Raw genomic sequence first — 20,424 nt, 5'->3', positions numbered from 1 at the left:
CCGAACGAATTCGCAGCGTGAAGGACATCGTGGATGCGCAGGGTTGTTGTCACCGGATTGGGGATGGTCACGCCGCTGGCCTGCGGCGTCGAGGCGACCTGGGACCGGCTGCTGGCCGGGCAGTCCGGCGCCGGGCCGATCACCCGCTTCGATCCCAAGGACGTGGTGACGAAATACGCCTGCGAGATCCCCTTCGGCGACGGCGGCGACGGCACGTTCAATCCCGATGACTGGATGGAGCCGAAGGACCGGCGCAAGGTCGATGACTTCATCCTGTATGGCATGGCCGCGGCCGAGCAGGCGGTGAGGGATTCAGGCTGGGAGCCTGCGACCGAGGAGGACCGCGAGCGGACCGGCGTGATGATCGGGTCGGGGATCGGCGGGCTGACCTCGATCGCCGATACGGCGGTGCTGATCAAGGAGCGCGGGCCGAAGCGGGTGTCGCCCTTCTTCATTCCCGGCGCGCTGATCAACCTGGTCTCGGGGCAGGTCAGCATCCGCTTCGGCTTCAAGGGGCCGAACCATGCGGTCGTGACGGCCTGTTCCACGGGGGCGCATGCCATCGGCGACGCGGCGCGGCTGATTGCGCTGGGCGATGCCGATGTGATGGTCGCGGGCGGGGCGGAAAGCCCGATCAGCGAGATCGGCATCGCGGGCTTCAACGCCTGCAAGGCGCTGTCGACCAAGCGCGGCAACGATCCGCAGGCCGCCAGCCGCCCCTATGACGCGGATCGCGACGGCTTCGTGATGGGCGAGGGCGCGGGCTGCGTCGTGCTGGAGGAATACGAGCACGCCAGGGCGCGCGGGGCCAGGATCCATGCCGAGGTTCTGGGCTATGGGCTGTCGGGCGATGCCTATCACATCACCGCGCCTTCCGAGGATGGCGACGGCGGCTTCCGGGCGATGCGGAACGCGCTGAAGAATGCCGGGCTGGAACCGGGGGCTGTGGATTACATCAACGCCCATGGCACCAGCACCATGGCCGACACCATCGAACTGGGCGCTGTGGAACGGCTGCTGGGCGATCATGCCAAGGACGTGGTGATGTCCTCCACCAAGTCCAGCATCGGGCATCTGCTGGGGGCTGCGGGCGCGGTCGAGGCGATCTTCTGCGTGCTGGCGATCCGCGACCAGATCTGCCCGCCGACCATCAACCTGGACAATCCGGCGGTCGAGCCGCGGCTGGATCTGGCGGCGAACGCGGCCGTGCGGCGGCGCGTCGATGTGGCGCTGTCCAACAGCTTCGGCTTTGGCGGGACGAATGCCTCGCTGGTCCTTGGGAAGGTCCGGGAATGATCTGGCGCAACATCGCGTCGAACTTTCTGACGCTGCTGATCGTGATGCTGATCGCGGCGGCGGCGGCGGTGGCCTGGGCCAGGCACCAGTTCAGCGGGCCGGGGCCGAGCGCGGTCGCGCAATGCGTGCAGGTCGCGCCGGGGGCCAGCCTGAACGCGGTCAGCCAGCAGCTTGTCGAGCAGGGGGCGATCAGAAATTCCTATGTCTTCCGGGCCGGGACGGATTATCTGGACAAGGCGCGGGAGCTGAAATTCGGCAGCTATCTGGTGCCGCCCCATGCCAGCATGGAGCAGATCGTCGGGGTCATCACGGCGGGCGGGCCGTCGACCTGCGGGACCGAGGTTCTGGTGCGCGTGGGCGTGCGCGAGAACGCCGTGCTGCTGCGCGACATGAACCCCGATACCGGCGCCTTCGAGGAAATGGCGCGCTTCAACCCGGCGACCGAGGAATCGCCCGAGGCGATCTCGGCCGCGGTCGAGAAGCCCGGCGTGCGGCTGCGCGTGGCCCTGGCCGAGGGCGTGACGAGCTGGCAGGTGGTCGAGGCGCTGAAGGCCGCGCCTTTCCTGACCGGCGAGGTCGAGGATGTCCCGGCCGAGGGCAGCCTTGCCCCCGACACCTATGAGGTCGAGAAGGGCCGCGGCCGTTCGGCGCTGCTGGCCGAGATGGCGCAGCGGCAGGCGGCGATCCTGGCCGAGGAATGGGAGGCGCGGCCCTTCGGCCTGCCCTACGAGACGCCCGAGGAGGCGCTGATCATGGCCTCGATCGTGGAGAAGGAGACCGGCGTGGCGGACGAGCGGGCGCAGGTCGCCAGCGTCTTCGTCAACCGGCTGGAACGCGGGATGCGGCTGGAGACGGATCCGACGGTCATCTATGGCATCACCAACGGCCAGGGGGTTCTGGATCGCGGGCTGCGGCGGTCGGAACTGGCGGTGCGGACGCCCTATAACACCTATCGCGTGGACGGGCTGCCGCCGACGCCCATCGCCAATCCGGGCCGCGCGGCGATCCATGCGGCGCTGAATCCCGACAGCACGGATTACGTCTTCTTCGTGGCCGACGGGACCGGCGGGCACACGTTTTCCCGCACGCTGGAGGAACATAACGCCGCCGTCGCCCGCTGGCGCGAGATCGAGCGTCAGCAGGGCGGCGACCCGACAAGCCCGGTCCAGGGCGACGGCTAGGCCGCAAGCGGTTCAAGGCATTTGACAAAGCCCGCCCGGTTGCGCAGCATTGCAGGCAAGGGCGGGCTTTTTCGTGGCGCGGACCGCGCCCGGCCATCGCCTTGCAGGAGGATGAGCCATGAAACTGTCCGACATGTTTTCGACCCTGGCCGAAAATGCGCGCACCTATGAAAAGCGCGTGGCGGAATGGCAGGACGACCTGAACAGCCGCAACGACGAGATGCTGGCAAGCGCCCGCAAGTGGCAGGAAACCGCCCTGCAACGCCAGGACGAGATGAACCGCCAGTTCAGGGGCTATTTCGAGGAAGCGGGCGAGAATGTCCGCAACCAGTGGCAGGCGATGCAGAACGCCTGGGAGGAGCAGTTCGAGAAGATCCGCGAAAAGGGCGAGGAGATGCGTGCCGCCGCGCTGAAATCGGGCCATCTGCCGGAATGGGCCGAGGCCTATGCCGCGCAGATGGTGGGGTTCGCCCAGAAGATGCAGGACGAGGCCGCCAATGCCATCGCCGCCGCGACCGAGGCCAAGGGCCAAGGCAGGGCGTCGCAGGGCAAGGGCACGAAGGAGACCTGAAACCGAATCCCCGTTGCGCCTGCCGGGCGGTTTCGGCCGGGCTGGTGCGCAGGGAAATGCCGGGTGTTGCGCAGGGGTGTTGCGCGGCGCAAGTCTTTGTTCGGACTGGATAACAAAGCCCGCGCCGTGCGCGCCCCGGTTTAGTAATTGACTTACCGAACGCCCTGGGGTAGAAACTTTCCATGCTGGGAGAAGTGGGCAAGCGGCCGGGGGCAACCTCTGGGCCGCTTTTTCATTTTTCGGCTCGTGCGGACAGGACACGAGGCGGGACAGTTTGCATGAACGATATGGAATGGCGCGGGATCGGCATCGGTGATCCCGAAGGACCGTTCGCGGCCAGGCGAAACACGGCCGCGGCGGACGTGAAGCCGGTTGCGAGTGCGGAGGCAGGCATGGACCCCAGCGAGGCCATCGCCGTCGCCGAAGGGTTGTTCTGGTCCTATGTCAAGGATTTGAAACGTCACGAGGCCGCGCTGGAGGCCCGGCAGAGCGGGGCCGTCGATCCCGCCGAGCTGAAGGAAGCCATGCAAACCGCGAAGGTCGTCCGCGAGGCGGTCGGCCTTCTGATGGCGGAAAGGAACAGGGTTGACAAGTTACGCAAGGACATCGCCGGCGTGGTCGGAGGCGGAAGCCTCGACCTTGACGCGGCAAGAGATGAAATCGGGCGCCGCCTGGCTTGCCTCCGCCGCGCCGGAGGAGGTTGACGCATTCCTGGGCGGGCTGTCGGAAAACGCTCTGATGGCGCTGCCCTGGCTGTTCGAGTTCTGGGCCCTGCCGCACCAGCTGCCCCCCGAGGGCGACTGGAAAACCTGGGTCATCATGGGCGGGCGCGGCGCGGGCAAGACCCGTGCCGGGTCCGAATGGGTGCGGCGGATGGTCGAGGGACCGAGTGCCGCCGCACCCGGCCGGTGTCACCGTGTCGCCCTGGTGGGCGAGACCTTCGACCAGGTGCGCGAGGTGATGGTGTTCGGTGAGTCTGGGATCCTCGCCTGTTCGCCGCCCGACCGGCGTCCCGTCTGGGAGGCCGGGCGCAAGCGGCTGGTCTGGGCCAATGGCGCGACGGCCACCGTCTATTCCGCGCATGAGCCGGAGGCCTTGCGCGGGCCGCAATTCGACGCGGCCTGGGCGGACGAGCTGGCCAAGTGGAAGAAGGCCGAGGATGTCTGGGACATGCTGCAATTCGCGCTGCGCCTGGGCGAGCATCCGCAGCAGGTCGTCACGACGACTCCGCGCAATGTGGGCGTGTTGAAGCGGATCCTGGGCAATGCGTCAACCGTGACGACCCATGCGCCGACCGATGCGAACCGCGCCTATCTGGCGGAAAGCTTTCTGGCCGAGGTGGCGCAGCGTTACGGCGGCACCCGGCTGGGGCGGCAGGAACTGGACGGTGTGCTGCTGGACGATGTGGAGGGCGCGCTGTGGACCACGGCGATGCTGGAAGGCTGCCGGGTGGACCGGGCGCCGAAGCTGTCGCGGGTTGTCGTGGCGGTCGATCCGGCGGTGACGGCGGGCAAGGCCAGCGACGAATGCGGCATCGTGGTCGCGGGCGTCGTCGCCGAGGGCGAGCCGGGCGACTGGCGGACCTATGTGCTGGAGGACGCCACGGTCAAGGGCGGTCCCCTGGACTGGGCGCGCGCCGCCATCGCGGCGATGGATCGCCACGGCGCCGAGCGGCTGGTAGCCGAGGTGAACCAGGGCGGCGATCTGGTGGAAAGCGTGATCCGGCAGGTGGATCCTCTGGTGCCGTTCCGCGCCCTGCGGGCCGGTCGCGGCAAGGGGCTGCGGGCCGAGCCCGTGGCGGCGCTCTATGAGCAGGGGCGGGTGAAGCATCTGCGGGGCCTGGGCGCGCTGGAGGACCAGATGTGCCAGATGACGGTGCGCGGTTTCGAGGGGCGAGGCAGCCCGGACCGGCTGGATGCGCTGGTCTGGGCGATCCATGAGCTGGTGATCGAGCCGGGGGCTGGTTGGCGGCGGCCGCAGATGCGGCGGTTGTAGGCCGGGGGCCAGCCCCCGGACCCCCGGGATATTTTCATGAAGAAGAAAGGGCTGCCCGCCGGGGCGGCCCTTTTTCGTTGGCATGGAGGCAGAGATGGCGTTTCGGTTGTTTGCGCGGGAGGAGAAGCAGGCTCCTCCGCTTGAGAGAAAGGCCAGTGCGACCGGCCGGGTGGTGGCGCTTGCCGGCGGCGCGGGGCGCACGGTCTGGTCGTCGCGGGATACGGCCAGCCTGACGCGGGGCGGCTTCGTCGGCAACCCGGTCGGCTTTCGCTGCGTCAAGCTGATCGCCGAGGCGGCGGCGGCGGTGCCGGTTGTCTGCGAGGATCGCGACCGCCGCTATGACGTGCATCCGGTGCTGGATCTGCTGCGCCGCCCCAATCCGGGGCAGGGCCGGGCGGAACTGTTCGAGGCGCTGTTCGGGCAGATGCTGCTGTCCGGCAACGGCTATGTCGAGGCGGCGGGCCTGGGCGCGCAGGGCCTGCCCGAGGAGCTGCATGTGCTGCGATCCGACCGGATGAGCATCGTTCCGGGGGCGGATGGCTGGCCGGTCGCCTATGATTATGCGGTGGGTGGGCGCAAGCATCGGTTCGACATGACCGGCAGCCCCGATCCGATCTGCCACGTCAAGTCCTTCCATCCGCAGGACGACCATTACGGGCTGTCGCCCATGCAGGCGGCGGCGGTGGCGCTGGACGTGCATAACAGCGCAAGCGCCTGGTCCAAGGCGCTGCTGGACAATGCGGCGCGGCCCAGTGGCGCGATCGTCTACAAGGGGATCGACGGGCAGGGGGTTCTGTCGCCCGAGCAATACGACCGGCTGGTGGGCGAGATCGAGGTGAACCACCAGGGCGCGCGCAACGCGGGACGTCCGATGCTGCTGGAAGGCGGTCTGGACTGGAAGCCGATGGGGTTCTCGCCGTCCGACATGGAGTTTCATGAGACGAAGCTGTCGGCGGCGCGGGAAATCGCGCTGGCCTTCGGAGTGCCGCCGATGCTGCTGGGGATCCCCGGCGACGCGACCTATGCCAATTATGCCGAGGCGCATCGAGCCTTCTATCGCCTGACGGTGCTGCCGCTGGCGACGAGGGTCTCGGCATCAGTGGCGTGGTGGCTGTCCGAGCATCTGGGCGCCGAGGTCGAACTGCGCCCCGATCCCGACCGCATCCCGGCCCTGGCTGAGGAGCGGGACCAGCAATGGGCGCGGATCGGCGCCGCGACCTTCCTGACGGATGCGGAAAAGCGGGCATTGCTGGGTCTGCCGCCGCTGGCCGGGGCGTGATCCCATGGAGGGGTCGCGTTTCGTGAAGGACGGCTTCGGCTGGCACGACCAGCGGTTCGAGGCGCAGGAGCGGATCATGGCGCTGCAATTCGGCACCGTGGAAAAGCGGCTGGAGCGGATCGAGACGCTGATCGAGGGGCTGGAGCGGCGGCTGTGGATGACCGTCTATGGCGTCGTCGCGGTGATCCTGACGCAGGCGGTGCAGGGCATTTTGGAATTCGCGCCGAAAGGAGGCTGACGGATGGTTCCGGGACTTGAGGTGAAATTCGCGGGCGGTGCGCCCGTGCTGTCGGACGGGCAGGTGATCGAGGGCTATGCCAGCCTGTTCGGGCTGACCGACCAGGGCGGCGATGCGGTGGCGCCCGGCGCCTTTGCCGCGTCGCTGGCGCGGCTGGCGGCCAAGGGCGACAAGGTGCGGATGCTGTGGCAGCACGATCCGGCAAAGCCCATCGGCGTGTGGGAGGATATCCGCGAGGACGAGAAGGGGTTGTGGGTCAAGGGCCGGCTGCTGCCCGAGGTGGCGCAGGCCCGAGAGGCTGCGGCGCTGATCCAGGCGGGCGCCATCGACGGGCTGTCGATCGGCTATCGCACCATCCGTGCGGAACGCGACAAGCAAGGCCGCCGGGTGCTGGCCGAGGTCGAGTTGTGGGAGGTGTCGCTGGTCACCTTCCCGATGCTGCCCGAGGCGAAGGTGGGCCGCAAGGAGGCGGACGACCTGCGCGAGATGGCGGCGCTGTTCACCGCGGCCGCCGAGGCGTTGCGGGTCTGAGATTGCTGGCCGGGCAAGGCCCCGGTCGACGGGTTTGGATCGCCCCGGCGGTCCGAAAACAGGGGCAGGTCGGCCCCGATCATCGCGATGAGGAGACAGACCATGACCGAGGTGAAAGCCGCGGACGGTGGCGGCACGGCCGCCGACCTGAAGGGGGCCATGATGGGGTTCGTCAGCGAACTCAAGGGCTTTCGTGACGATATTGAGAAGAAACTCACTGCACAGGACGAACGCATGACCATGCTTGATCGCAAGACCGCCCTTCGCGGCCGCACCCCGCTGTCCGCCACCGCCGAGGTCGAGGTGCCGCATCAGAAGGCCTTCAACGCCTATCTGCGCAGCGGCGACGATGACGGGCTGCGCGGCCTGGTCATCGAGGAAAAGGGCCTGACGGTCGCCAGCGACGGCGGCTTCCTGGCCGCGCCGCAGGTCGCCGAAACGGTGCAGAACGTGCTGCGCTCCGGCGCGTCCCTGCGCAAGCTGGCCAATGTCGTGACCATCGAATCCGCCAGCTATGAAGTGCTGGTCGAGAAGGGCGAGACCGGCGCGGGCTGGGCCGACGAGGATACGGCGGCTGAGACGACACCGGGCGGCATCGACCGCATCTCGATCCCGCTGCACGAGCTGTCGGCCATGCCCAAGGCCAGCCAGCGTCTGCTGGACGATGGCGCCTTCGATGTCGAGGCCTGGCTGGCCGAGCGCATCGCCGACAAGTTCGCCCGGTCCGAGGCGGCCGCCTTCGTCACCGGCGACGGCGTGTCGAAGCCCAAGGGCATCCTGTCCTATCCGACCGCGCCCAATGCGACGGCGGGCGACGGCACCATCGGCATCGTCAAGACCGGCGCTGCGGGCGGGTTCGATCCGGCGGCTCCGGCGGATGCGCTGATCGACCTGATCTATGCCCTGGGGGCCGAATACCGGGTCAATGCCAGCTTCGTCATGAATTCGAAGACCGCCGCCGCCATCCGCAAGATGAAGGACGCCGATGGCCGGTTCCTGTGGACCGACGCGCTGGCCGCGGGTCAGGCCCCGCAGCTGCTGGGCTATCCGGTGCTGATCAGCGAGGACATGCCCGATATCGGCGCCGATGCGCTGTCCGTGGCATTCGGCGATTTCCGCGCTGCCTATACCATCGTGGAACGCCCCGACCTGCGCGTCCTGCGCGACCCGTTCAGCGCCAAGCCGCATGTGCTGTTCTATGCGACCAAGCGCGTGGGCGGCGGCGTGACCGATTTCCGCGCCGTCAAGCTGTTGCAGTTCGCCTGATCCCCGATCGCGGGACCAGGTGAGGGAAAGACCGCGCACGGGTCGCTGGCCATGCCGGTTTGCAACTGTCCGCGCGCGCTGATGGCCGACGCGCGGGCGCGGTCTTTCCCATTTGATGCGACGGCAAGGCCCCAGGCGGGCCTTGCCCCGATGGATGACGAGCGGACAGCAAGACGGGAGGTTCGCGAGATGATGCTGATCGAGGAAACGGCGCCCGAAGCCGAGGCGCTGCCTGTCGCGGCGCTGCGCGAGCATTTGCGGCTTGGAACGGGCTTCGAGATTGCGGATGACACGGCCGAGGACGCGGCCCTGGCGGGGTTCCTGCGCGCGGCGATCGCCACGATCGAGGCGCGCACGGGCAAGGTGCTGCTGACCCGGCGCTTTCGGATGCAGCTTGACGACTGGCGCGACCGGCTGGGCCAGACACTGCCCCTGGCGCCGGTCATCTCGGTCGACAAGATCGAGATCGACGACGGCATGGGCACCGTGACCGAAGTGCCGGCCGAAAACTGGCGGCTGCTGCCGCATGGGCAGCGGCCGATGATCCTGCCGGCCGGGGTGATCCTGCCGCATGTGCCGCGCCGGGGCATGGTCAGCGTGACTTTCACCGCCGGTTTCGGCGATGCCTGGTCCCAGGTTCCGGCGGATCTGGCGCAGGCCGTGGTGATGCTGGCGGCGCGGTATTACGAGGATCGCAGCCATGACGGCGCCAGGGCAGCGATGCCCTTTGGCGTCAGCGCGCTGATCGAACGCTGGCGGCAGGTCCGCACCCTGGCCGGTCGCGGCAGCCGCGAGGCGCGGCGATGAGCGGGCCGAACCTGAACGTGCGGCTGGATCTGGAAGGCTCGGTTCGGCAGGACGACGGGATCGGCGGCTATCGCACCGTCTGGCAGCGAATCGGATCGCTGTGGGCCGAGATGAAGGCCGGGACGGGGCAGGAACGCGGCGCCGAGGTCGGGCCCGAAAGCGTCGTGGCCTGGCGGATCACCGTGCGGGGCGCCCGCGCGGGCGATCCCCGGCGCCCGGTGGCGGGCCAGCGGCTGCGGATGGGCAGCCGCCTGTTCGCGGTCGAGGCGGTGGCCGAACGCGACCCCAGCGGCCAGTGGCTGACATGTTTCGCGCGCGAGGAGGACCAGACATGAGCTTTGCGGCAAGCCTCGCCCTGCAGGGGGCGGTCTATCAGCATCTGCGGGCCGATGCCGCGCTGAGCGATATGGTCGGCGATGCGATTTTCGACGCGATGCCGGTCGAGGCGCCTGCGGGCGTCTTCGTCTCGCTTGGTCCCGAGGATGTGCGGGACGCGGGCGACATGACGGCGGCCGCGTCGCAGCACGATTTCGTCGTCTCGGTCCTGTCGGGCGCGGATCAGGGCGTGGGCTTCGCGGCGGTCAAGGCGGCTGCCGTGGCGGTGGCCGATGCGCTGGATCAGGCGCAGTTGGCGCTGAGCCGGGGACGGCTGACGGGCTTGTGGTTCCAACGCGCTAGGGCGCGGCGGATTGAAAAAGGCGCGGCGCGGCGGGTCGATCTGACCTTTCGCGCGCGCATTGACCTGGGTTGAGGAGTAAGGGCCATGGCGGCACAGAATGGACGCGATCTGCTGATCAAGATGGACATGACCGGGGAGGGGGCGTTCGAGACGATTGCCGGGCTGCGCGCATCCCGCCTGTCGTTCAACGCCGAGACGGTCGATGCGACCAGTCTGGAAAGCGAGGGCGGCTGGCGTGAACTGCTGGGCGGGGCAGGGGTGCGCAGCGCCTCGATTTCCGGGTCGGGGGTGTTTCGCGACGCCAAGACCGACGGGCGCGCGCGGCAGATCTTCTTTGACGGAGAGGTGCCCCGGTTCCAGGTGGTGATCCCGGATTTCGGCACGGTCGAGGGGCCGTTCCAGCTGACCGCGCTGGAATATGCGGGCAGCTATAACGGCGAGGCGACCTATGAGGTGACGATGGCCTCGGCCGGCGTGCTGACCTTCGTGGCGCTGTGATGGCGAACCCGATGCGCGGAGAGGTCGAGGTGGTGCTGGACGGCGCCGCCCATGTGGCGCGGCTGACCCTGGGCGCCCTGGCCGAACTGGAGCATGACCTGGGCGCCGACAGCCTGATGGAGATCGCCGGGCGGTTCGAAGCGGGCCGCTTCAGCAGCCGCGACGTGCTGGCGGTGCTGGTCGCGGGCCTGCGCGGCGGCGGCTGGCGGGGCACGGCGGCGGATCTTCTGACGGTCGAGATCGGCGGTGGGCCGGTCGCGGCGGGGCGCGCGGCGGCCGAGCTTCTGGCGCGGGCGTTTCGGATCGCCGCATGAACGGGGGCCTGGACTGGCCCGGCCTGATGCGGGCCGGGATGCGGGGCCTGGGCCTGCGCCCGGATCAGTTCTGGGCGCTGACCCCGGCTGAGTTGGCGCTGATGCTGGGGGTCGAGGCAGGGCCGCCCGCCATGACGCGGGACCGGCTGGCGGAACTGGCCGCGCGCTTTCCCGACCGGCCGCGCGACACATCTGGATAAGGGGCAAGGGCTATGGCCAACAAGGATGGTTTCAGCACGACGCTGGACGACCTGGATCAGGGGTTCGGCCAGACCAGCCGCATGACCGCCGCCTTCGAGGCGGAACTGGATCGGCTGCGGCAATCGGTGACGGTCACCGCGCGCGAGGTCGGATCGCTGAGTTCCGGGATCGAGGGCGGCCTGCGGCGCGCTTTCGACGGGCTGATCTTCGACGGCGAAAAGCTGTCCGAGTCGCTGAAGGGCATCGGGCGGTCGATCGCGGACACGGTGTTCTCGATGGCGATGAAGCCGGTCGAGAATGCCCTGGCCGGATCGCTGGCCCAAGGGATCGGCGGGATGCTGTCGGGCGCCATGCCCTTTGCCAATGGCGGGGCCTTCGTTCAGGGCCGGGTGATGCCCTTCGCCAAGGGCGGCGTCGTCAGCCAGCCCACGCATTTTCCGATGCGGGGGGCCACCGGCCTGATGGGCGAGGCCGGACCCGAGGCGATCATGCCGCTGCGCCGGGGGGCGGATGGCAGGCTGGGTGTTGCGGCGGCCAGTGGCGGGTCGCGGCCGATGAACGTGACGGTGAACGTCACCACGCCGGATGTCGCGGGCTTCCAGCGCAGCCAATCCCAGATCGCCGCGCAACTGGGCCGCGTTCTGGCGCGTGGCGAACGCAACAGTTGAAACAGGGACCGACATGGCATTTCACGAGGTAAGATTTCCGGCGAACCTGTCCTTCGGTTCGGTCGGGGGGCCTGAACGGCGCACCGAGATCGTTGCCCTTGCCAGCGGATTCGAGGAGCGCAACACCCCTTGGGCGCATGCCCGCCGCCGCTATGACGCGGGCATGGGGCTGCGGTCCCTGGACGACCTGTCGGCCCTGGTGGCCTTCTTCGAGGCGCGGGCGGGGCAGTTGCACGGCTTCCGCTGGAAGGACTGGACGGATTACAAAAGCTGCCTGCCGTCGCGCGCCCCGGCCTTTGACGATCAGGTCATCGCGCAGGGCGACGGCGCGACGCGGGTCTTTCAACTGGCCAAGACCTATGTCTCGGGGCCGGGCCGCTATGCCCGGCCGATCGGCAAGCCGGTCAAGGATACGGTCCGCGCCGGTGTCGGCGGCAACGAGGTCTTTCCCGGCACGCATTACGAGGTCGATCCCGCCACGGGCCTGATCACCTTTTCCGATGCGCCCCCGCCGGGGGCCGAGGTGACGGCGGGCTTCGAATTCGATGTGCCGGTGCGGTTCGATACCGACCGGATCGCGGTTTCGGTCGCGTCATTCCAGGCGGGCGAGATGCCGTCCATTCCGGTGGTCGAGGTGCGGGTATGACGGTCACGACCACGGCGCGCGCCTGGATGGTGCGCCGCGCGGACGGGATGGTTCTGGGTTTTACCGACCATGATGCGGCGCTGACCTTTGGCGGGATCCGGTTCCGCCCCGACCATGGCATGTCGGCCCGTGCCCTGGTCCAGGCCACCGGGCTGTCGGTCGACAACTCGGAAGCGGAAGGGGCGCTGTCCGACGATGCGATCACGGAACGCGACGTTCTGGCGGGCCGCTGGGACGGCGCCGAGGTCAAGATGTGGGAGGTGGACTGGACCGACGTTTCTGCCCGGCGGCTGGTCTTCGCGGGCAGCCTGGGAGAGATCGCGCGGGCCCAGGGCGCGTTCCGGGCAGAGCTTCGCGGTCTGGCGGAACCGTTGAATGCCGCACGGGGGCGGGTGTTTCATCCGCGCTGCTCGGCCCGGCTGGGGGACGGGCGCTGCAAGCTGGCGCTGACAGGGGAAGTCTTTGCCATCCAGACAGAAATCGCGGTTATCGAGGATGGACGGATCCTGCGCTTTGCGGATTTTCCGGCCTATGACGCGGGCTGGTTCGAACGCGGCAGCCTGCTGGTCCTGACCGGCGGGGCCGAGGGGCTGAGCGCCACGGTCAAGAACGATACCGCGCTGCCGAACGGCCAGCGAGAGATCGAGCTGTGGCATGGCCTGGGGATCGCGCCGGTCGCCGGGGACCGGATCAGGCTTCTGGCCGGTTGCGACAAGCGGGCCGCGACCTGTCTGAAGAAGTTCAACAATTTCGTCAATTTTCGCGGATTTCCTCATCTTCCTTCGGAAGACTGGATCATGGCGCCGCAAGCGGGGTCGCGTCGTGGTTGAGGATGTCGTGACGCTGGCGAGGGCCTGGATCGGCACGCCCTATCAGCATCAGGCCAGCATCCGGGGCGTGGCCTGCGACTGCTTGGGCCTGATCCGGGGCATCTGGCGCGAACGCCTGGGCACCGAACCCGAGGCTCCGCCCCCCTATACCCCCGACTGGGGTGAGGGGGGCGGACAAGAGGTTCTGATGGAGGCCGCGCTGCGCCATCTGGCACCCGTCCCGCGCGAGGATGCGTTGCGGGCGGGCGACGTGCTGCTGTTTCGGATGCGCGAAGGGGCGGTGGCCAAGCACCTGGGCATCCTGTCCGATGCGGGCGAGGCGCCGCGCTTCATCCATGCCTATAACGCGCATGGCGTCATCGACAGCCCGTTGACGACGCCCTGGCGGAACCGGATCGCTGCCCGGTTCCGCTTTCCCTGAGTTCAAGACAAGGAGGCCATCATGGCGACCATCGTGCTGTCCGCCGTCGGGGCGTCGATTGGCGGAAGCTTCGGCGGCGCGGTTCTGGGCCTGTCGGGCGCTGTCATCGGCCGCGCGGTCGGCGCGACGGTCGGCCGGGTCATTGACCAGCGGCTGCTGGGCAGCGGGTCCAAGGCCGTGGAAACCGGCCGCATCGACCGCCTGCGCCTGCAAACCGCGGGCGAAGGCGCGCCGATTCCGCGCATCTGGGGACAGATGCGGCTGCCGGGGCATGTCATCTGGGCCTCGCCCCTGGAGGAGATCGCACGGTCCGAGGATGCGGGCGGCGGCAAGGGCACGCCCCGGTCGGCCGTCACGCAGATCAGCTATCGCCTGTCGGTGGCGCTGGCGCTGTGCGAAGGGCGGATCCTGGGCGTCGGCCGTGTCTGGGCCGATGGCGAGGAGATCTCGGCCAACGACCTGAACATGCGCGTCTATAACGGCGACGAGAGTCAGCAGCCCGACCCCGCCATCGCGGCGCACGAAGGCGATCTGGCGCCTGCCTATCGCGGGCTGGCCTATGTCGTGCTGGAGGATCTGAACCTGGAAGCCTGGGGCAACCGGATGCCGCAGCTGAGCTTCGAGGTCACCTCGCCCGCGCAGGACGGCAGCGGTCTGTGCCGCGACGTGCGCGGGGTCGCGCTGATCCCCGGCACCGGCGAATATTCGCTGGCGACGACGCCGGTCAATCAGGATCTGGGCCTGGGCGAGCTGCGCTCCATCAATGTGAACACGCCGATGGGGGGGACGGATTTCAGCGCCTCGATGACCATCCTGGGGCGCGAATTGCCGAATGTGGGGTCGGTGTCGCTGGTCGTGTCCTGGTTCGGCAGCGACCTGCGGATCGACCGCTGCACGGTTCAGCCCAAGGTCGAGCAGAGGGAAACCGACGGGTCCGAGATGCCCTGGACAGTTGCGGGCATCGGCCGGTCCGCCGCGGCGCAGGTGTCGCGGGTGAACGATCGTCCGATCTATGGCGGAACGCCTGCGGATCAGGCGGTCGTCGAGGGCCTGCGCGCGATCGCCGCGTCGGGGCGGAAGGCGGTTTTCTATCCCTTCATCCTGATGGAGCAGCTGGCCGGCAACGGCTTGGCCGATCCCTATGGCGCGGTCGAACAGCCGGTCATGCCCTGGCGCGGGCGGATCACCACGTCGGTGGCGCCGGGTCGGTCCGGGTCGGCCGACGGCACGGCCAAGGCCAAGGCCGAGGTCGATGCGTTCTTCGGCCAGGCCGCCGTCGGCGATTTCGCACCGGATGGCGACACGGTTCGCTATACCGGGCCTGACGAATGGTCCTATCGCCGGTTCATCCTGCATTACGCCCATCTCTGCGCGGCGGCGGGCGGGATCGACGCGTTCCTGATCGGGTCCGAGATGGTCGGCATGACCCGGATCCGGGGCGCGGGGAACAGCTATCCCGCCGTCCAGCAGCTGTGCCGCCTGGCCCGGGATGTTCGCGCGATCCTGGGTCCGACGGTCAAGATCGGCTATGCCGCCGACTGGTCGGAATATTTCGGCCATCATCCCGGCAACGGAGAGCTTTTCTTCCATCTGGATCCCCTGTGGGCGCATCCCGAGATCGACTTCATCGGCATCGACAACTACATGCCGCTGTCCGACTGGCGCGACGGCGAGGATCATCTGGACGCGCATTGGGGCCGCATCGGCAATCCCGCCTATCTGGAGGCCAATGTCTGCGGCGGCGAGGGGTATGACTGGTATTACGCCAGCGACGCCGACCGCGACGCGCAGCGGCGCACGCCGATCACGGACGGCGCCTATGACGAGGCATGGGTCTGGAAATACAAGGATCTGGCGGGCTGGTGGCAGAACCTTCACCATGACCGCCCGAACGGCGTGCGGTCGCCGCAGGCGACCGGATGGGTGCCGGGATCGAAGCCGATCTGGTTCACCGAATACGGCTGCGCGGCCCTGGACAAGGCCACCAACCAGCCGAACAAGTTCCTGGACGCCATGAGTTCGGAAAGCACGCTGCCGCATTATTCGAACGGGCAGCGCGACGATGCGATCCAGGCTGCCTATGTCCAGGCGGTCACGTCCTATTGGTCGAAACCCGCGAACAATCCGGCCAGCGAAGGCGGCGGCCGGATGGTGGTCCTGGACCGGGCGCATGTCTGGTGCTGGGACGCACGACCCTATCCGGCCTTCCCGGCGCGGACCGACCTGTGGTCCGACGGTCCCGCCTGGGAGCGCGGCCATTGGCTGAACGGCCGCGCGGGATCGGTGATGCTGGCGGCGGTCATCGCCGATCTCTGCCGCGAGGCGGGTGTCGACAATTTCGATGTCGGCGCCGTCACGGGCGTGGTGCGCGGCTTTCACGTCAATGGCGGGGAAACGTCGCGCGCGGCCTTGCAGCCGATCCTGCTTGCCCATGGCATCGACGCGGTGGAACGCGACGGCTGCCTGCGTTTCCTGCCCAGGGACGGGCGGGTCACGCGTGACCTGGGGCAACGGCATCTGGCAATAGGCGAAGAGGTGCGGGGGTTCGAAACCCTGCGCCTGGCCCCGGCGGAACTGACCGGGCGGCTGCGGGTGACGCATGTGGAGGCCGGGGGCGATTACACCACCGCCACGACCGAGGCCAGTTTGGCCGACACCCTGGGCGACACCGCCAGCGACAGCGAGTTCCCCATGTCGCTGACGCGCGCCGAGGGCCGTGCCATTGCCGAACGCTGGCTGGCGGAATCGGTGGTGTCACGGGATACGGCGCGACTTGTTCTGCCACCGTCGCAAGGAGATCTGGGGCCGGGCGATGTCATACGCATGGATGACGGAAAGGCCGAACCCAAACGTTGGCGGATCGACCGGGTCGAACGCGCCGGGGCCGTGACCGTGGATGCGGTCCGCGTCGAGCCGGGCGTTTACCGCCAGGCCGTCACCAACGAGGATGACGGCATCGTCACCCGCTACAGTCCGCCGCTGCCGGTGTGGTCGCTGTTTCTGGATCTGCCGCTGCTCAGGGGCGACGAGCAGCCGCACGTCCCCTATGTGGCGGCGACCGCCAAGCCCTGGCCGGGTTCGGTGGTCGCCTATTCGTCGGTCGAAAGCGATGGAGGGCTCGAGTTGAACACCACGGTGTCGCGGCGCGCCTTCATCGGTCGGACGGAAAACCCGTTGGGCCGCGCCCGGTCCGGCGTGATCGATCGCGGCGCGCCCCTGCGTATCCGGCTGAAGGATGCGTCGCTGCGATCGGTGGGCCGGAAGGCCCTGCTGGCCGGCGCGAACGCCCTGGCGATCGGGGACGGGTCGTTGGAAAACTGGGAGATCCTCCAGTTCTGCAACGCCGTTCCCGTGGACAAGGACCTGTGGGAGATCAGCGACAGGCTGCGCGGCCAGGCCGGAACCGACGGCATCATGCCCGAGATCTGGCCCAAGGGAAGCGTGGTCGTGCTGCTGGACGGGGCGGCGCAGCAGGTGAACCTGCCGCCCTCGGCCAGGGGGCAGGAACGGTTCTGGCGCATCGGCCCGGCCCGGCGGGCCTTCGACGATCCCAGCTATCGCGCCCAGGTGACCGAGGCGCGCGGAATCGGCCTGCGGCCCTATGCGCCCTGCCATCTGCGCGCTTCGGGCCGCACGCTGTCCTGGATCCGCCGCAGCCGTGTGGACGGCGATGGATGGGACGGCGCGGACATTCCCTTGGGCGAGGTTCGCGAACGCTATCGCGTCCGCATCCTGCGGGACGGCATCGTCCTGCATCAGGCGGATGTCGGCCTGCCGGAATATGCCGTGCCCGAACAGGTCTGGACCACGGCCCTGCAAGGCGGGGCCTTTGTCGTCGCCGTCGCCCAACTGTCCGACCAGTTCGGCCCAGGCCCCTTTGTCAGGAGGATTTTCAATGACAACTGAAACCAGGCGTCTTCAACTGCCGCTGCTACAATCGGCGCAGGCCCAGAAGCATGTGACGGTGAACGAGGCGCTGATGCGCCTGGACGGCCTGACCAACGCGGTCCTGGAAAGCGTCTCGGTCGCGGCCCCGCCGGAAACGGTGATCGACGGCCAGGCCTGGGGCGTGCCGCAAGGCGCGTCCGGCGGTTGGGCGGGGCAGGCGGGACGGATCGCGGTCGGCGCGAATGGCGGCTGGGTCTTCGTGCCGCCGTCGCGCGGGATGCGGGCCTTTGTCGCGGATCGCGGGGTCGAGGCCGTCTTTGACGGGCAAGCCTGGTTCATGGGCGCCGCGACCTTTGGCAGCATGGGGTCGGGGCTGGCCTTCGGCATGGCCCAAGGAGAGGTGACGGTGGGCACCGGCACGTCCTTCGACACCGGCATCGCCATCCCGGCCGGCGTCATGGTGATCGGCGCGGTGGCCCGGATCACCCAGGCCCTGACCGGCGGGCTGACGACCTGGCGGCTGGGCACGGCGGATTCCGACAATCGCTTCGGCCAGGGACTGGGGAAAGCGACAGGGTCATGGGCGCGCGGGATGCTGGGCACACCGATGACCTATTACAGCAGCGCGACCCTGCTGATGACGGGCGAGGGCGGGGGCTTCACCGGCGGAACGGTGAAGCTGGCGGTTCACTGGCTGGACCTGCGGCTGCCGGACTGAGACCCGTCCTTTTCCCGGCCGCCTGTTCGCGCTAAGAAGGGCTGAAGACTGGCCTGGATCCGTGACATGAACATGCAAAGCAGCACCAAGAAGAACCTGGGCCTTGATCGCGATGCGATCTGGGCGCAGTTGCGGGACGAGGCGCGGGCGGCGGTTCAGGATGAGCCGCTGCTGGGATCGCTGATCCATGCGGGCCTGCTGCATCACGACAGCCTGGAAGCCGCCTTGGCCTATCGCTTTTCCCTCAAGCTGGCCAGCGGCGAGATGAGCGAGCAGATCCTGCGCGAAATCGCCGACCAGGCCTATCGCATGTCGCCCGCACTGGGGGATGCGGCGCGGGCCGACCTGATGGCGGTCTATGACCGCGATCCGGCGACGCACCGGCTGCTGCAGCCCATCCTGTTCTTCAAGGGCTTCCAGGCGCTGCAAGCTTATCGCATGGCGCATTGGCTGTGGCAGGAAGGGCGCCGCGACATGGCCTATTTCGTGCAGATGCGCTGTTCGGAATGCTTCGGCGTGGACATTCACCCGGCGGCGGTCATCGGCACGGGCGTCATGATCGACCATGCCCATTCCATCGTGATCGGCGAAACCGCGACGGTCGGCAATGACGTGTCGATGCTGCATTCGGTCACGCTGGGCGGCACCGGCAAGGAGGATGGCGACCGGCATCCGAAGATCGGCGACGGCGTGATGATCGGGGCAGGGGCCAAGGTTCTGGGCAATATCCATGTGGGCCACCATTCCCGCATTGCGGCCGGCTCGGTGGTCCTGCACGAGGTGCCGTCCTGCAAGACCGTCGCCGGGGTTCCCGCCCGCGTGATCGGCGACGCGGGATGTCCCGAGCCGTCGCAGAGCATGAACCAGCTTCTGGGCCTGGGCGAAGATTACCTTTGAGCCCAGCCGGCGGCTCCGCTGCCGCGCAGAGCCTCCAACGTGACGCCCTGGTCGCGCAGTCGCGTGTCCAGGTCTTTCGCCATCTGCCTCACCAGCGAAAAGCCGTGATAGATCAGGGCGGAATAGATCTGCACGGCACTGGCGCCCGCGCGGATTTTTTCCCAAGCGTCGTTCGCCGATGAAATTCCCCCTACTCCGATGATCGGGATGGCACCGCCCGTGGCGCGATACAGCAGGGCCAGAACCGCGGTCGAGCGTTCGAACAGCGGGCGTCCCGACAGCCCGCCCGCCTGGCCCGAATGCGGGCTTGCAAGGCCGGTGCGCGACAGGGTGGTGTTCGTGGCGATGATGCCGTCGACGCCGCTCTCCAGGGCAACGGCGGCGATGTCGCCGATTTCCCCATCGCTCAGGTCGGGGGCGATCTTCAGGAAGACCGGAGGGCGCGAGGGCAGCCGGTCCCTGGCCTCCAGCACACCTCGCAGCAGCGCGGCCAGGGCGTCGGCGCCCTGAAGATCGCGCAGCCGTTCGGTATTGGGCGACGAGACGTTGACGGTCAGGAAATCCGCCGATGCCCCCGCGACATCCACTACGGCCGCGAAATCCGCCGCCCGGTCGGCGCTGTCCTTGTTCGCCCCGATGTTCAGGCCCACCGGAATTCCCGCAGGCCGCGCCGCCATCCGCGCCGCGATCGCCTGCGCGCCGTCATTGTTGAAGCCGAAACGGTTGATGACGGCCCGATCCTCGGACAGACGGAACAGGCGCGGCCTGGGATTGCCCGGCTGCGGGCGGGGCGTGGCCGCGCCCAGTTCGACGAAGCCGAAGCCCGCCCGCATCAGCGGCGCGACGGCCCTGGCATTCTTGTCGTATCCCGCTGCCAGACCGATGGGGTTCGGCAGATCCAGCCCCGCCAGCGTGACCCGCAGCCTGTCCGAAGTGACGGGCGATCCGGGCAGCGGCACCAGCCCCGCCGACAGCGCGCGGATCGACAGGTCATGCGCGCGTTCCGGGTCCATCCGATGCAGCGCGGCCAGGCCGAATTTTTCCACAAGGTTCATTCCAGCGGTCCCGTCTCGTGGCCGTTTTCGCCGCGTCCGATGACGCGCGACCAGGCGATATCCCGCATCGCCAGCGGGCGATAGAGGTGGGGGAACACATCCCCGCCGCGCGACGGCTCCCACCGCAGGTCGTCGCCAAGGGCTGCCGGATCGCAGGCCAGCAGGATCAAATCCCCCTCGGACCCGAAATGCTTCGACAATGTGACGCCAAGCTGCGCTGCTGTCGAGAAATGCACGAATCCATCGGCCAGATCGACCGGCGCGCCCTGGGTGACGCCGGCGGCTTGCAGATCGGCCCATTCGGCCGGGCGAAGAACCTTGTAGATCATCATGCCCGCATTTGCCGCGTGACCCTGCGCCCGGTCAAGCGGCGGCGTTGGCGCATTTGACCCTTTTGGCGCCCTGGGCCAAGCTTCCTTTCGATCCGACCCACCGGAACGAGAAA

24 protein-coding genes are annotated in these 20,424 nt (G+C 68.5%); 22 read left to right on the top strand and 2 right to left on the bottom strand.

All coding sequences use genetic code 11. The annotated features are described in order from the left end of the window. The first annotated feature begins 33 nt into the window (after nt 1-33). From fabF to cysE, 22 genes are all read left to right on the top strand, one after another. Nucleotides 34-1,296 (top strand): beta-ketoacyl-ACP synthase II, encoded by a 1,263-nt coding sequence (gene fabF / locus PXD02_RS11845; RefSeq protein WP_275104075.1) that lies wholly within the window; start codon nt 34-36, stop codon nt 1,294-1,296. Further along, nucleotides 1,293-2,477, top strand: a complete 1,185-nt coding sequence (gene mltG / locus PXD02_RS11840) for an endolytic transglycosylase MltG (protein ID WP_275104074.1) — start codon at nt 1,293-1,295, stop codon at nt 2,475-2,477. Before fabF ends, mltG begins: the two co-directional genes overlap by 4 nt. A gap of 118 nt (nt 2,478-2,595) precedes the next feature. Next, entirely contained in the window at nt 2,596-3,048 is a 453-nt protein-coding gene (locus PXD02_RS11835) for a hypothetical protein (RefSeq protein ID WP_275104073.1), read from the top strand. Between the two features lie 278 nt (nt 3,049-3,326). Then, nucleotides 3,327-3,752 carry a permease gene (locus tag PXD02_RS11830; RefSeq protein WP_275104072.1) on the top strand — a complete coding sequence of 142 codons (426 nt, stop codon included), beginning with the start codon at nt 3,327-3,329 and terminating at the stop codon, nt 3,750-3,752. Next, on the top strand, nt 3,703-5,043 hold the full coding sequence (locus PXD02_RS11825) for a DNA-packaging protein (RefSeq protein WP_275104071.1): 1,341 nt from the start codon (nt 3,703-3,705) through the stop codon (nt 5,041-5,043). The genes PXD02_RS11830 and PXD02_RS11825 overlap by 50 nt, the downstream gene beginning before the upstream one ends. A 94-nt stretch (nt 5,044-5,137) precedes the next feature. Further along, entirely contained in the window at nt 5,138-6,322 is a 1,185-nt protein-coding gene (locus PXD02_RS11820) for a phage portal protein (protein ID WP_275104070.1), read from the top strand. 4 nt (nt 6,323-6,326) lie between these two features. Continuing rightward, nucleotides 6,327-6,560, top strand: coding sequence for a GTA head formation protein, RCAP_rcc01685 family (locus tag PXD02_RS11815; protein ID WP_275104069.1), 234 nt, complete (start codon nt 6,327-6,329; stop codon nt 6,558-6,560). A gap of 3 nt (nt 6,561-6,563) precedes the next feature. Then, the gene (locus PXD02_RS11810) at nt 6,564-7,091 is read left to right on the top strand and encodes an HK97 family phage prohead protease (protein ID WP_275104068.1); all 528 of its coding nucleotides are present in this window, start codon (nt 6,564-6,566) and stop codon (nt 7,089-7,091) included. 102 nt (nt 7,092-7,193) lie between these two features. Then, the gene (locus PXD02_RS11805) at nt 7,194-8,357 is read left to right on the top strand and encodes a phage major capsid protein (protein ID WP_275104067.1); all 1,164 of its coding nucleotides are present in this window, start codon (nt 7,194-7,196) and stop codon (nt 8,355-8,357) included. Nucleotides 8,358-8,546: 189 nt separating this feature from the next. Further along, complete coding sequence (locus PXD02_RS11800) at nt 8,547-9,164, top strand: head-tail connector protein (protein ID WP_275104066.1); 618 nt, start codon at nt 8,547-8,549, stop codon at nt 9,162-9,164. Next, nucleotides 9,161-9,499, top strand: coding sequence for a head-tail adaptor protein (locus PXD02_RS11795; RefSeq protein ID WP_275104065.1), 339 nt, complete (start codon nt 9,161-9,163; stop codon nt 9,497-9,499). Before PXD02_RS11800 ends, PXD02_RS11795 begins: the two co-directional genes overlap by 4 nt. After that, on the top strand, nt 9,496-9,915 hold the full coding sequence (locus PXD02_RS11790) for a DUF3168 domain-containing protein (RefSeq protein ID WP_275104064.1): 420 nt from the start codon (nt 9,496-9,498) through the stop codon (nt 9,913-9,915). Before PXD02_RS11795 ends, PXD02_RS11790 begins: the two co-directional genes overlap by 4 nt. Nucleotides 9,916-9,927: 12 nt before the next feature. Further along, on the top strand, nt 9,928-10,341 hold the full coding sequence (locus PXD02_RS11785) for a phage major tail protein, TP901-1 family (RefSeq protein WP_275104063.1): 414 nt from the start codon (nt 9,928-9,930) through the stop codon (nt 10,339-10,341). Further along, a complete protein-coding gene (locus PXD02_RS11780; protein ID WP_275104062.1) occupies nt 10,341-10,655 on the top strand; it encodes a gene transfer agent family protein in 315 nt (104 codons plus the stop codon). Before PXD02_RS11785 ends, PXD02_RS11780 begins: the two co-directional genes overlap by 1 nt. Beyond that, entirely contained in the window at nt 10,652-10,855 is a 204-nt protein-coding gene (locus tag PXD02_RS11775; protein ID WP_275104061.1) for a rcc01693 family protein, read from the top strand. Before PXD02_RS11780 ends, PXD02_RS11775 begins: the two co-directional genes overlap by 4 nt. A 12-nt stretch (nt 10,856-10,867) precedes the next feature. Beyond that, the gene (locus PXD02_RS11770; RefSeq protein ID WP_275104060.1) at nt 10,868-11,524 is read left to right on the top strand and encodes a phage tail tape measure protein; all 657 of its coding nucleotides are present in this window, start codon (nt 10,868-10,870) and stop codon (nt 11,522-11,524) included. Between the two features lie 13 nt (nt 11,525-11,537). Further along, entirely contained in the window at nt 11,538-12,170 is a 633-nt protein-coding gene (locus PXD02_RS11765; RefSeq protein ID WP_275104059.1) for a DUF2460 domain-containing protein, read from the top strand. Further along, nucleotides 12,167-13,000, top strand: a complete 834-nt coding sequence (locus PXD02_RS11760; protein ID WP_275104058.1) for a DUF2163 domain-containing protein — start codon at nt 12,167-12,169, stop codon at nt 12,998-13,000. Before PXD02_RS11765 ends, PXD02_RS11760 begins: the two co-directional genes overlap by 4 nt. Beyond that, nucleotides 12,993-13,421, top strand: coding sequence for an NlpC/P60 family protein (locus PXD02_RS11755; protein WP_275104057.1), 429 nt, complete (start codon nt 12,993-12,995; stop codon nt 13,419-13,421). Before PXD02_RS11760 ends, PXD02_RS11755 begins: the two co-directional genes overlap by 8 nt. Nucleotides 13,422-13,442: 21 nt before the next feature. Beyond that, nucleotides 13,443-17,327, top strand: a complete 3,885-nt coding sequence (locus PXD02_RS11750; protein ID WP_275104056.1) for a baseplate multidomain protein megatron — start codon at nt 13,443-13,445, stop codon at nt 17,325-17,327. Continuing rightward, complete coding sequence (locus PXD02_RS11745; protein WP_275104055.1) at nt 17,317-18,027, top strand: DUF2793 domain-containing protein; 711 nt, start codon at nt 17,317-17,319, stop codon at nt 18,025-18,027. The genes PXD02_RS11750 and PXD02_RS11745 overlap by 11 nt, the downstream gene beginning before the upstream one ends. A gap of 66 nt (nt 18,028-18,093) precedes the next feature. Next, nucleotides 18,094-18,924, top strand: a complete 831-nt coding sequence (gene cysE, locus PXD02_RS11740; RefSeq protein WP_275104054.1) for a serine O-acetyltransferase — start codon at nt 18,094-18,096, stop codon at nt 18,922-18,924. On the opposite strand, the gene PXD02_RS11735 is transcribed toward cysE, so the two are convergent. Continuing rightward, nucleotides 18,915-19,979 (bottom strand): quinone-dependent dihydroorotate dehydrogenase, encoded by a 1,065-nt coding sequence (locus tag PXD02_RS11735; RefSeq protein WP_275104053.1) that lies wholly within the window; start codon nt 19,977-19,979, stop codon nt 18,915-18,917. The genes cysE and PXD02_RS11735 overlap by 10 nt on opposite strands. Continuing rightward, nucleotides 19,976-20,311: a DUF952 domain-containing protein gene (locus PXD02_RS11730; protein ID WP_275104052.1), complete on the bottom strand. Its 336-nt coding sequence runs from the start codon at nt 20,309-20,311 to the stop codon at nt 19,976-19,978. The genes PXD02_RS11735 and PXD02_RS11730 overlap by 4 nt, the downstream gene beginning before the upstream one ends. Nucleotides 20,312-20,424: the final 113 nt, after the last annotated feature.

The organism is Paracoccus sp. S3-43 (assembly GCF_029027965.1).
Lineage (GTDB): Bacteria > Pseudomonadota > Alphaproteobacteria > Rhodobacterales > Rhodobacteraceae > Paracoccus.
The sequence above is the reverse complement of the archived record's forward strand: the minus strand, read 5'-3'. Positions and strand labels throughout refer to the sequence as shown.

Bases quoted from the DNA above. Each gene is read 5' to 3' on its own strand.
- PXD02_RS11795 (WP_275104065.1), top strand. From the start codon at position 9,161: ATGAGCGGGCCGAACCTGAACGTGCGGCTGGATCTGGAAGGCTCGGTT.
- PXD02_RS11810 (WP_275104068.1), top strand. From the start codon at position 6,564: ATGGTTCCGGGACTTGAGGTGAAATTCGCGGGCGGTGCGCCCGTGCTG.
- PXD02_RS11830 (WP_275104072.1), top strand. From the start codon at position 3,327: ATGAACGATATGGAATGGCGCGGGATCGGCATCGGTGATCCCGAAGGA.
- PXD02_RS11835 (WP_275104073.1), top strand. From the start codon at position 2,596: ATGAAACTGTCCGACATGTTTTCGACCCTGGCCGAAAATGCGCGCACC.
- PXD02_RS11825 (WP_275104071.1), top strand. From the start codon at position 3,703: ATGAAATCGGGCGCCGCCTGGCTTGCCTCCGCCGCGCCGGAGGAGGTT.
- PXD02_RS11805 (WP_275104067.1), top strand. From the start codon at position 7,194: ATGACCGAGGTGAAAGCCGCGGACGGTGGCGGCACGGCCGCCGACCTG.
- PXD02_RS11790 (WP_275104064.1), top strand. From the start codon at position 9,496: ATGAGCTTTGCGGCAAGCCTCGCCCTGCAGGGGGCGGTCTATCAGCAT.
- cysE (WP_275104054.1), top strand. From the start codon at position 18,094: ATGAACATGCAAAGCAGCACCAAGAAGAACCTGGGCCTTGATCGCGAT.
- PXD02_RS11750 (WP_275104056.1), top strand. From the start codon at position 13,443: ATGGCGACCATCGTGCTGTCCGCCGTCGGGGCGTCGATTGGCGGAAGC.
- PXD02_RS11760 (WP_275104058.1), top strand. From the start codon at position 12,167: ATGACGGTCACGACCACGGCGCGCGCCTGGATGGTGCGCCGCGCGGAC.
- PXD02_RS11770 (WP_275104060.1), top strand. From the start codon at position 10,868: ATGGCCAACAAGGATGGTTTCAGCACGACGCTGGACGACCTGGATCAG.
- PXD02_RS11785 (WP_275104063.1), top strand. From the start codon at position 9,928: ATGGCGGCACAGAATGGACGCGATCTGCTGATCAAGATGGACATGACC.
- PXD02_RS11775 (WP_275104061.1), top strand. From the start codon at position 10,652: ATGAACGGGGGCCTGGACTGGCCCGGCCTGATGCGGGCCGGGATGCGG.
- PXD02_RS11820 (WP_275104070.1), top strand. From the start codon at position 5,138: ATGGCGTTTCGGTTGTTTGCGCGGGAGGAGAAGCAGGCTCCTCCGCTT.
- mltG (WP_275104074.1), top strand. From the start codon at position 1,293: ATGATCTGGCGCAACATCGCGTCGAACTTTCTGACGCTGCTGATCGTG.
- PXD02_RS11815 (WP_275104069.1), top strand. From the start codon at position 6,327: ATGGAGGGGTCGCGTTTCGTGAAGGACGGCTTCGGCTGGCACGACCAG.
- PXD02_RS11745 (WP_275104055.1), top strand. From the start codon at position 17,317: ATGACAACTGAAACCAGGCGTCTTCAACTGCCGCTGCTACAATCGGCG.
- fabF (WP_275104075.1), top strand. From the start codon at position 34: ATGCGCAGGGTTGTTGTCACCGGATTGGGGATGGTCACGCCGCTGGCC.
- PXD02_RS11765 (WP_275104059.1), top strand. From the start codon at position 11,538: ATGGCATTTCACGAGGTAAGATTTCCGGCGAACCTGTCCTTCGGTTCG.
- PXD02_RS11780 (WP_275104062.1), top strand. From the start codon at position 10,341: ATGGCGAACCCGATGCGCGGAGAGGTCGAGGTGGTGCTGGACGGCGCC.
- PXD02_RS11730 (WP_275104052.1), bottom strand. From the start codon at position 20,311: ATGATGATCTACAAGGTTCTTCGCCCGGCCGAATGGGCCGATCTGCAA.
- PXD02_RS11735 (WP_275104053.1), bottom strand. From the start codon at position 19,979: ATGAACCTTGTGGAAAAATTCGGCCTGGCCGCGCTGCATCGGATGGAC.
- PXD02_RS11800 (WP_275104066.1), top strand. From the start codon at position 8,547: ATGATGCTGATCGAGGAAACGGCGCCCGAAGCCGAGGCGCTGCCTGTC.